Source organism: Rhodohalobacter sp. (genome assembly GCF_041686455.1).
Lineage (GTDB): Bacteria > Bacteroidota > Rhodothermia > Balneolales > Balneolaceae > Rhodohalobacter.
In genome coordinates, this window is record NZ_JAWLDW010000105.1 from 1 (window position 1) to 9,418 (window position 9,418).

Below are 9,418 nucleotides of genomic sequence, written 5' to 3' on the forward strand. Positions count from 1 at the left end.
CACAGGTTGAAACCTGTGGCTATGATGTCGGTCACGGCTACGCCGTTTGGATTTGGCTTGGAGACGAGACCTGGCAGGTTTTCAAAACCTGTCAGGTCTTATATCTTCCAGTGGATTTATCCCAGCGATCCTCCACTCAATCCACTACAATTCTGGGAATTGAAGCCGGAAGCCGGGTCAGGATTTCGTAATTAAGATTATTGGTCATCTCACCGAAAGAAGCTACGGTGATCTGATCATCCCCCTGATGACCAATCAAAACAACTTCATTCCCTTTTTCAACCCCGGGAATATCCGTGATATCAACTGTAATCATATTCATGTTTACTAAACCGGATACGTTTGCTCTCTCTCCGCCGATTAATACATAACCCGAGTTTGTCAGATTTCTTCCAAATCCGTGTGTATACCCAATAGGTACAGTGGCTATACGCATATCCCGGCCCGCCATGTATACATTTCCATAGCCAATAAAATCTCCGGCCTTTACCCATTTAGTACTCATTACCTCGCTTTTCCATGTCATTACCCTTCGAAGCGGATCCTGGTCTTTATCAAACTCACTGGCTTTAGCGTGATGCATATATGTCTCCCGGCTGGGCCAAAAACCGTACTGAGCAATGCCAATGCGAACCATATCGTACTGTTTATCTGGCATGGTCAAAAATGCAGCCGAGCTAGAAGCGTGAACGGGAGGCATTTGGTCAAACATTGATTTGGCCATTTCCAAAGCTTCTCGAAAGGTTTCATTCTGTTTCTGAATCCTGAAGTAATTGGCTACACTTTCAGCCCCCGCATAGTGTGTGCAGATCCCTTTCAAATCAAAAGATTCCGGATTTTCCTTAATCTTCTGAAATACTGTTTCCCATTCCGGCTTCTCAAATCCGGTACGGTGCATTCCGGTTTCGATCTGAAGATGCACCCTGGCTTTTTTTCCTAATTTACCGGCTTCTTCAAGCGCTCTGTCCAGGCGTTCCATCTCAAAAAGATAAAACTCAATACCATTTTTAATCGCCCAGGATAATTCCTCATCCCGTACCATTCCCATAATCATAACATCCGTATCGGGATTTGACCTGAATTTCAGCACTCCTTCAGCCTCATCAGCACTAAACACCGAAAAATGATCAATCCCGCATAATTCCGCTAACGGAATAAATGAGGAGATTCCGTGACCATATGCATTCCCTTTGATTACCGAAGAGATTCGAACTCCATTTTTAGCCCTGCTTTGTAAAAACGAGAAGTTCTGTTCTAGTGCGGAACGGCTAAGTTCAATAAGTGAAGGCTGAAGAGATTCGGACGGAGATCGTTGCATGTAGAGTGATAGCTAATAAATTTTCAATTCCTTTTACCTGACTGCCTTCCGATTGCGGTCAGGTTTTATGTCAATTCGAACAATGCTTTGAGTTTATGGCTATTCGGCCAGCGAGTTGTAATAATCCACTAAGCGAGCTATATCCAGCCTGTTTGCAAAGTCTAAATTCTGCTGTTCTGCAAATTGCTCTAATTCATTTTCAAAACGATCGAAATTCTTCAATACCCTTCTTTGGTTGGGTCTTCGGATTCTGTTAAAATCATCGTTATCCACCTTCAGGTAAAAGACCTCGTCCGTAACATATCGATCTTGTTGCGTTGCCTGTCCATAACTGGCAGCGTCTTCGAAGAAATTTGTGTTGTGGCGAACTACAAATGTGGCTTCCCCTTCAGAAACTACTTCAACAAAATCATCCTCGGAAATCCCGCGCAGATCAAATCCTTTTTTGAATTGGTGCTCCTTTCCATTTACTGTAAATTCAAAAGATTCAATTTGTTCGCCGCTGACATTGAATGCAAGATTACCGCTCACAAAATCGATACTCTGGGTATGTGTATTGTATCGAATTTGCAGTGGACGAGTAGTATACCCGTTTTCAAGGGAGACAATACCTTCATAAAAATCATCGAAAAGATAAGGGGACCCTTCGGTATTCGTTGCTCTGTGAAGCGGAATCTGATTTGAATCCAGCATATTTCTCATTTCTGATGATGAGATTTCAGCTTCATTTTGTACCTGAGATAATACATTCTCAGGGTTTAAAACTAACAGTAAGAGTAGTGTTATAATGGATGTAAATGTTAATTTCATGGTCTTATTTTGATCTTTGACGAATTTACTTGCGTTCCCATATTATTTAGCTGTAATAGTAAACAACTATTTTGAATTCTGTAAATGAAACGTTGTTAAATCATCTATTCGTATGATATTTTATGGTCTGATCTATATGATATGAGCCGTGCCTGCGGCACTTGCTATTCGTTAGGATCTGATTCAAACCCCACAATGAATTGTGGGGCTATGATGTGCTATCGTGTCTGACGACACTGGTTTTACAACCACATATTTCTTGCAAATAATATAGATGCAATACCATTATAGCTGGTTTGACAACATTTGAAACCTCTACTAAAAAAAATTTAAATCACTCAGACAGATTGAATTAGCTTCCAAATCCAAACGGCGTAGCCGTGGCCAACATCATAGCCACAGGTTTCAACCTGTGGTAGATAAAATGAGAAAAAAGTCCAGAATGCCGTAGGCATGGAACACGGTTACCGTTTTTTTTCACTCTAATTCGTGAAAGATATATTTTTCGTCAAATACAATATTGGAAGATTCAAGCAGCTTTAAATACTCTTCCCAAAATCCCAATTTTTTATGATGTTCTTTTTGATTCTTGATGTATCTATAAACCTGATTTCTCTGAGATTCAGAAAAAGAAAAACATCCAAAACCTTTTTGCCACGAAAATCTATGATCTAAATGTCCGGATTCATTTATCCATTTGGACGACTTTGCCTTGACTATCTTCATCAATTCAGACTCTGAAACGATAGGTTTCTTATAAAAACAGCAATGAATATGATCAGAAGTCCCATTTACAATAATTGACTTCCCTCCTGACTGATTAATTAAACTACCAATTACCGAATGTAATCTATTTTCCCACTTCGGTTTGATCTGTGCTTTCATGAACTTGACCGCAAAGACGGTATGCAGATAAATTTTACAGTACGTATTTGCCATATCCCCTGATTTTAATTATTAAAAATGGATTCTCTTTTTTTATCCATACAACGGCTAAATACTCCATAAATAAATTCACAATTTCATATTTAAGAACAAAATATTTTTGCACCGTGCCTCCAGCACTTGATATATCAGGATGACATTCTGATTACCCCACAATGAATTGTGGGGCTATGATGTGATTCGTGTCTAACGACACTGGTTTTAGAAATATCGTAGTTAATCGCTATGAATATACTCCAGGATAATAACCGGAAGATTTTATATAACCCAACATCTATAATAGATCTTGAATTACAGTTCATATAATATTTGTATCGAATACAATGATTTGGAAACCTTTCTGCCAAATTATATTTCGGTTCATGATCCAAACGGCGTAGCCATGGCCAACATCATAGCCACAGGTTTCAACCTGTGGTGGAAAAAATGGAAAAAAGCCTTGAATGCCGTAGGCATGATACACGGGGGGCTCGCATTCCGGATTGATAACATTCATTTTGTATTCTGTGTGCCGTGCCTACGGCACTGCATAATCTGGGTGACCATTATGAACCCCACAATGAATTGTGGGGCTACGATGTGATTCGTGTCTAAAGACACTCAATTTCGTTAAACAACTCCAAAACCTCTGAATTCTTAAAAAATCCTTGTAGCAAAAGATTTAAACTTTTACTCCAAGTCTGCTGTCAAAATTAATTGGCGTAGCCATGATCAACATCATAGACACAGGTTTCAACCTGTGGTATTATGAAGTGTGAACACATTCAAGAATGCCGTAGGCATGGCACACCGGTAGTATTGAGATGTGACCTGGAAGTCGGACTATTACTCAATCAAATTAATAAACATCTTCACACCCGCCTGAATCAACTCGTCATTGAAATCGTATTTTTCGGAGTGAAGCGGAGGATGCTCCTCACCGGTCCCTAAACCAAATAGCGTAATGGGACATCTCTTGCAGAATGACCCAAAATCCTCACTCCAGGGAAATGGCGCATCCAACTCTTTCAGATTCAAACCTACTTCTGATGTCGACGCAATGACTCTCTCCACGCCATCAGGATCGTTCACCGTTGCCGCAAATGGCTCAACCAAATCAAATGAAATATCTCCTTTAAAAATTTCCCCTAAAGAGTGAATCTTCTCCCTTAATTTATCTACAGCTCCAGTTAGCTCTTCATCTGAAGAGGATCGAATCGTAAATCCAACTTCACCTTCACCCGGACTTATCCCAAATGCCCTCTCCCCCAAACTAATATACGTAGTCACAATCTTGTTGATGGAATTTTTTGATTTAAAATCATCAAACTCCAGATTAGCAAACTGAACCAGTTCTGAAACTTCCCGTGACGGATTCATCCCCTGTTCGGGGTAAGCGGCGTGACTGGATTTCCCCTTAAACCTAACCTGAACTCCGATGGATGCTGCCGCGAATACACCCTTTTTAACAACCACCTGATTTTCCGGATAGCCCGGCAGGTTGTGAAGCGCATAAGCAAAATCGGGTTGAACAACATCAAATTTATCATCCTGCAATACTCGCTCGGCCCCCTCCCCTGTCTCTTCGGCCGGTTGAAACAGAAGCCAAACGTTTTTGTTCGCAGGCCTCTCTGTGGCCAATTTCTTTGCCACACCTAAAAGGATAGACATATGGCCGTCATGTCCGCAGCCGTGCATAACTCCGTTATTCTTCGAACTGTATGTTAAACCGGTCTCTTCGCGAACTGCAATTGCATCCAGCTCTGCCCGAAACAGAATTGTCTTTACAGGATCGTTCACGGAACTAAATTTTGCAGCGATGCCGGTACCACCCAATTGGGTTAGAAGCTCATCAGGATCACACTTTTTTAGCTCTTCAATAATCCGTAAAGCCGTCTCCGATTCGCAGCCGGAGAGTTCCGGGTTGCCATGCAATTCTTTACGAATTTGTATTAACTCGTCTGTATTCAAAGCGTTTGTGGTTAGTCAGATATTGTATTCTTGGTCAGGTAAAATAACAGCTTCTCTCTGACGAATACGAATTAAACTCCCTGAATTCTTTGGATCTGTAAAGAACACCTTATCGGCGTGTATGCTCTTTTGTGGGTAAATCAACCACTATTTATTCGCTACATTTTGAATTTATATAATTTCAAAGCATACTGCCCGTGGATCATAAGTCAAAAAAACTGTTTGCTCGGGTGGATATTTACATTACCTTTTATTAAGAAAATTTAATCTTTAGGTTCGTCAAAAAACTATCTTGGCAGAACCCTCCCCCCGATTCATTATATAAACCGGAAATTCTAAGCGTTATTTGAATCATGTCCCCAGTTCAGGACTATAAATCACTATTTAAACATTTACCGCTGCCGGCAGTGGTGATTGATGCCAAAGCTCCGGATTTTACCATCATTGAGACAAATGAAAGTTTTCAAAGTGTCTTCTCTAAGCCGGTATCTGCAGCAATCAACAAACCATTTTTTTGATGCATTTCCAGTAGATCTTGATGAGGCAGAGGGAAAAAAGCAATTGCACTCTTTCAAGAAAGTGATTAAGACAGGAGAGCCAGATAAGACCGGTGTGTTAAAAGTTACTGAGGGAGATGCTCACAATAAGTTTAATGATACCAAATTCTATGAGCTTCAAAATATCCCCATTAAAAATGACAACGATGATGTAGAGTTCGTCATCCATACAATCCGGGATATTACTGAAGAGAAGCGTAAGAAACCCTGTTTGCTGAAATTCATCACCGCGTAAAAAACAATCTGGCTATTGTATCAAGCTTAATGCAGATGCAGGCGATGAACAGCGAAAGTGAAGAGTTGAATCGTCAGTTACTGGAAAGCGTACTTCGAATTAAATCCATGGCTGGAATTCATGAGCAGCTCTACAAAGCAAATAATTTTTCAAAACTTCAGTTTTCCGACAGCCTTAAATCACTTAGTAACAGCATTGTTGAAACCCTGCAGGCCGATACTGAGGTAAATATTGATTTCGATCTCCAACCCATAGAGTTAAATATTAACCAAAGTGTACCCTGCTCCCTGTTAATCAATGAAGTCATTAGCAACATCTTGAAACACGGTTTTATCGGCAGAGATAAGGGGACAATACAAATTCAAGCCGATGAAGAAAGTGATATGGTAACCATTCGTGTGGTGGATGATGGCGTTGGGTTACCGGATGATTTTGATGAGAAAAAACACTCTTCTCTTGGTCTTGAATTAATCGATCTTTTAACGAAACAGCTTGACGGTGAAAATAGATATATTTCAAACGGAACCGGAACAACATTTGAGCTGAAATTTAAGAAAGCAGATGTTAAGGGAGCTGCAAGCGGATTCCTGATTTGATAAATTATTTCAAACAGCAGTAAACCTGTTAAATTTCGGGAACTTCTATGACTTCACTCCGTACATGAAATTTCAATGATTACGACTTTATAACCTTGAGTGATATGGATAAATATAAAAATGCCGGAATGGTTGTCATGGGGATTTCAATCGTTCTGGGCTTCACTTCCCTTGGATATTTCATCAGCAAGGCTGCTATAGATTTTAAGAGCTTTGAACGAACAGTAACCGTCAAAGGTCTTGCCGAACAGGAGCATCTCGCCGATATCGTAATTTGGCCAATTCAGTTCACGGAAGCCAGTAATAGCCTGGACGGTGTTTATCAATCGCTGGACAGCAGCGCAGAAATGGTCCAAAATTTTCTTGTTGAGAATGGGATTTCAGAGGATGAGATAGCGTTCTCGACTCCCCTACTTACCGACCGATCGGCCCAGCGTTACGGTGGAAACGAAAATTTTCAGTATCGCTATATTGCATCTCAATCAGCTACGATATACTCTGAAAATGTTGAGAATGTCAGAAGCATAATGAGTGAGCTGGTTGAACTTGGAAAACAGGGCGTTACACTCAGTGGAAATGAGTATGAAATTCGTCCAGAATACATCTTTACGCGTTTGAATGAGATTAAACCGGACATGATTGAACAGGCGACCAAGGAGGCGCGTCAGGTTGCCGAGAAATTCGCAGAGGATTCAAACTCAAAACTCGGCAAAATCAAAACTGCTTCGCAGGGTCAGTTCAGCATTATGGATCGCGACAACAACAATCCACATATCAAAAAAGTGCGAGTGGTTTCTACAATTGTGTATTACCTGTCGGACTAAATTTTGGCACCTGAGTTTGATTAATGGAAAAGTCTCCCCTAACAAGGGGAGATTTAGAGGGGTGTTCGTTGGATCTTTCTATATTCTGATGAACATCCTCATCTGTTGAATCCTCTTTTCAGGCTCCTTGTATAATAAATTTGTCTATCGAACTCAGGTTTGGAGTTTTTAACCAGAAGTGACAGGTCTTAAACACTCAAATCAATATATATCCCCAATCAAAATCCTGGGATCGGGATAGAGTTTCAAAGCCTCCTCATGTTCTTCTTCTGAGACAACACCGGGCATGTCCGCCTCACCCGGATCCTGAATACTAATTTGATAGTGAAGATGCGGTGGCCAGTTTCCATTTTCACTTTCATCACCAAGCTCCCCTACTATTTCTCCCGCCGTCACTTTTTGCCCCTGTCTTAGATGAGAAATACTTTTTGGTGAAAGATGTCCATAGAGTGCAAAATAACTAACCCCGTCTATCTTATGTTTCAGAACCAGAGTGCCACCGTAATTTCCCTCTTGTGCATGATTAGCGATGTAAGCCACTACACCGTCTAAAGGAGAATAGACAGGTTCTCCTGCCTTGGCCCAGATATCAATCCCCATGTGGATATTGCGGCGATTCTCATACTGAGGAGCCAGATACATGTTTTTCCGCTTTTCATTATAGCCTCCAACTCCCCAACCTCCACTTTTTACAAACTGAGCCATTTGATCAGGGTCGTATCCTTCTGAAAAATCGAATACTTCATAATCATCCGGAAGGTTCATCACCGGATACGTTTGGGTATTAATCATTTATATGCTTTCTTTTCAGACAGTATTTTTTGCTCTTTCAGCCTCTGCGTAACTCATTGAGTCATCAGCACAACTATATGAGAAACAAAGAACTTTAATCTGCCACTCGTTTTTGAATATAGTCAGAGCTCATCAGGCCGAGTGCCCCCATGTATTTAAGTTTAAAACGGATCTCATCGCCAACCTTATACCCCTTTTCATTTGTGCCTACATCCAGAATAAGCATGTCAGAACTGGCATCCAGAATTTTGATGTTTTCATTCACAGGGATTAAATAGTCTGGTTGAATATCAAGAACACCAATATCAATAATAGCTCTGTAGGAAGTTTTCCCAAAATCATCCTGAGAAACTTTTGTCTGTTTGCCCTGTGGATTCATACCCAATTCACCTGAAGGAACTACCGGTTTTTCTGATATCTCAATCACCTGCGTGTAGAGTTCCATCACCTGATCACTCATATCATCGATCAGGCCGTCCGTAAAGAGATCTTTTCCAAAGAAGAGTGCTTCTCCTATACGAAAGTGATTCACACCATCAGGCAGCTGATCTCTCATCAATAGCGGAATGGTAACCGTAGTACCTCCGGATACAAGTGGAATCTCTTTTTTAAACCTTAGTTCAATAATCTGTTTATAAAGTGCCAGCTGAATAAGTTTATCTCCATCCGGCATCACGCCATGCATGCAGTTCAGGTTGGTTCCCAGGCCTATCACTTCAATTCCCGGCAGTTTGAATACTTTCTCATAGAAATTGATCAGATCTTCACGCATCACACCCTCGCGTAAATCACCCATTTCAATCATAATGATTACTTTATGAGTTTTGTCTTGGCGTTGAGCCTCTTCAGATAACTCATAGAGAGTGGAAAGTTCGGTGTTCAGACTTACATCTGCGTACTTCACCACATCCGGAATAATATCCTTCGGAGGGGGTTTGATGTAGATCGTCATCGTATTCGTATCAATCTCCTTAATCCTTCTGAGATTGCTGATTCTGGAGTCGTGAACTTCACCGATCCCCAAATTGATCACCTCTTTCAAAAAATCCCGATTTCCACAGAGAAGTTTGGTAGTAATTCCCCACTTGATACCGTTTTTTTTGAAGAGTGAGTCAAGAAATTCGTAATTGTGTTGCAGCTCACTTCTATAAAGTTTTACGTATGCCATATTATACAGTAGACAGTATGTCAGTCTTCAGTGTTTCAGAAAAATCACTGAAATTAACTCTAGATTGCTATTTTTCTAATCTCATTTCGAGGTATTTGTTGGTAAAACCAAATTTCTCATAGAGGAATTTGGCAGGATTATCGGGTTCAACGTGAAGAGCAATATCCCCATCAGTTTCTTCAATAACTCGTTCCATCAGTGCTTTACCTACGCCCTGTCCACG

At 40.7% G+C, this 9,418-nt stretch carries 11 protein-coding genes; 4 read left to right on the forward strand and 7 right to left on the reverse strand.

Annotated features, from left to right (window positions below; genetic code table 11):
* On the forward strand, positions 1-191 hold a 191-nt coding region (locus ACESM0_RS10940), incomplete at its 5' end, for a hypothetical protein (protein WP_372906249.1).
* Here ACESM0_RS10940 and alr read toward each other — a convergent pair.
* From alr to ACESM0_RS10960, 4 genes are all read right to left on the reverse strand, one after another.
* Positions 137-1,318 carry an alanine racemase gene (gene alr / locus ACESM0_RS10945; RefSeq protein ID WP_372906250.1) on the reverse strand — a complete coding sequence of 394 codons (1,182 nt, stop codon included), beginning with the start codon at positions 1,316-1,318 and terminating at the stop codon, positions 137-139. The two genes, ACESM0_RS10940 and alr, sit on opposite strands and share 55 nt — an antisense overlap.
* Before the next feature lie 99 nt (positions 1,319-1,417).
* Positions 1,418-2,128, reverse strand: a complete 711-nt coding sequence (locus tag ACESM0_RS10950; protein ID WP_372906251.1) for a hypothetical protein — start codon at positions 2,126-2,128, stop codon at positions 1,418-1,420.
* A gap of 477 nt (positions 2,129-2,605) precedes the next feature.
* On the reverse strand, positions 2,606-3,067 hold the full coding sequence (locus tag ACESM0_RS10955; RefSeq protein ID WP_372906252.1) for a transposase: 462 nt from the start codon (positions 3,065-3,067) through the stop codon (positions 2,606-2,608).
* Positions 3,068-3,898: 831 nt separating this feature from the next.
* Positions 3,899-5,023 (reverse strand): amidohydrolase, encoded by a 1,125-nt coding sequence (locus tag ACESM0_RS10960; protein WP_372906253.1) that lies wholly within the window; start codon positions 5,021-5,023, stop codon positions 3,899-3,901.
* Between the two features lie 453 nt (positions 5,024-5,476).
* Here ACESM0_RS10960 and ACESM0_RS10965 point away from each other — a divergent pair, with 453 nt between their 5' ends.
* The 3 genes from ACESM0_RS10965 (at position 5,477) to ACESM0_RS10975 (ending at position 7,235) form a co-directional block, all read left to right on the forward strand.
* The gene (locus ACESM0_RS10965) at positions 5,477-5,815 is read left to right on the forward strand and encodes a hypothetical protein (protein ID WP_372906254.1); all 339 of its coding nucleotides are present in this window, start codon (positions 5,477-5,479) and stop codon (positions 5,813-5,815) included.
* A 35-nt stretch (positions 5,816-5,850) separates the two neighbouring features.
* On the forward strand, positions 5,851-6,411 hold the full coding sequence (locus ACESM0_RS10970; protein WP_372906258.1) for a sensor histidine kinase: 561 nt from the start codon (positions 5,851-5,853) through the stop codon (positions 6,409-6,411).
* Positions 6,412-6,515: 104 nt separating this feature from the next.
* Positions 6,516-7,235: an SIMPL domain-containing protein gene (locus tag ACESM0_RS10975; RefSeq protein ID WP_372906255.1), complete on the forward strand. Its 720-nt coding sequence runs from the start codon at positions 6,516-6,518 to the stop codon at positions 7,233-7,235.
* Between the two features lie 201 nt (positions 7,236-7,436).
* On the opposite strand, the gene ACESM0_RS10980 is transcribed toward ACESM0_RS10975, so the two are convergent.
* The 3 genes from ACESM0_RS10980 to ACESM0_RS10990 all read right to left on the reverse strand — a co-directional run.
* A complete protein-coding gene (locus ACESM0_RS10980) occupies positions 7,437-8,027 on the reverse strand; it encodes a peptidoglycan DD-metalloendopeptidase family protein (RefSeq protein ID WP_372906256.1) in 591 nt (196 codons plus the stop codon).
* 94 nt (positions 8,028-8,121) lie between these two features.
* Positions 8,122-9,195, reverse strand: coding sequence for an alanine racemase (locus tag ACESM0_RS10985; protein ID WP_372906257.1), 1,074 nt, complete (start codon positions 9,193-9,195; stop codon positions 8,122-8,124).
* A gap of 67 nt (positions 9,196-9,262) precedes the next feature.
* On the reverse strand, positions 9,263-9,418 hold a 156-nt coding region (locus ACESM0_RS10990; RefSeq protein WP_372906259.1), incomplete at its 5' end, for a GNAT family N-acetyltransferase.

Bases quoted from the DNA above. Each gene is read 5' to 3' on its own strand.
- ACESM0_RS10980 (WP_372906256.1), bottom strand. From the start codon at position 8,027: ATGATTAATACCCAAACGTATCCGGTGATGAACCTTCCGGATGATTAT.
- ACESM0_RS10965 (WP_372906254.1), top strand. From the start codon at position 5,477: ATGAAAGTTTTCAAAGTGTCTTCTCTAAGCCGGTATCTGCAGCAATCA.
- alr (WP_372906250.1), bottom strand. From the start codon at position 1,318: ATGCAACGATCTCCGTCCGAATCTCTTCAGCCTTCACTTATTGAACTT.
- ACESM0_RS10955 (WP_372906252.1), bottom strand. From the start codon at position 3,067: ATGGCAAATACGTACTGTAAAATTTATCTGCATACCGTCTTTGCGGTC.
- ACESM0_RS10950 (WP_372906251.1), bottom strand. From the start codon at position 2,128: ATGAAATTAACATTTACATCCATTATAACACTACTCTTACTGTTAGTT.
- ACESM0_RS10970 (WP_372906258.1), top strand. From the start codon at position 5,851: ATGCAGGCGATGAACAGCGAAAGTGAAGAGTTGAATCGTCAGTTACTG.
- ACESM0_RS10985 (WP_372906257.1), bottom strand. From the start codon at position 9,195: ATGGCATACGTAAAACTTTATAGAAGTGAGCTGCAACACAATTACGAA.
- ACESM0_RS10975 (WP_372906255.1), top strand. From the start codon at position 6,516: ATGGATAAATATAAAAATGCCGGAATGGTTGTCATGGGGATTTCAATC.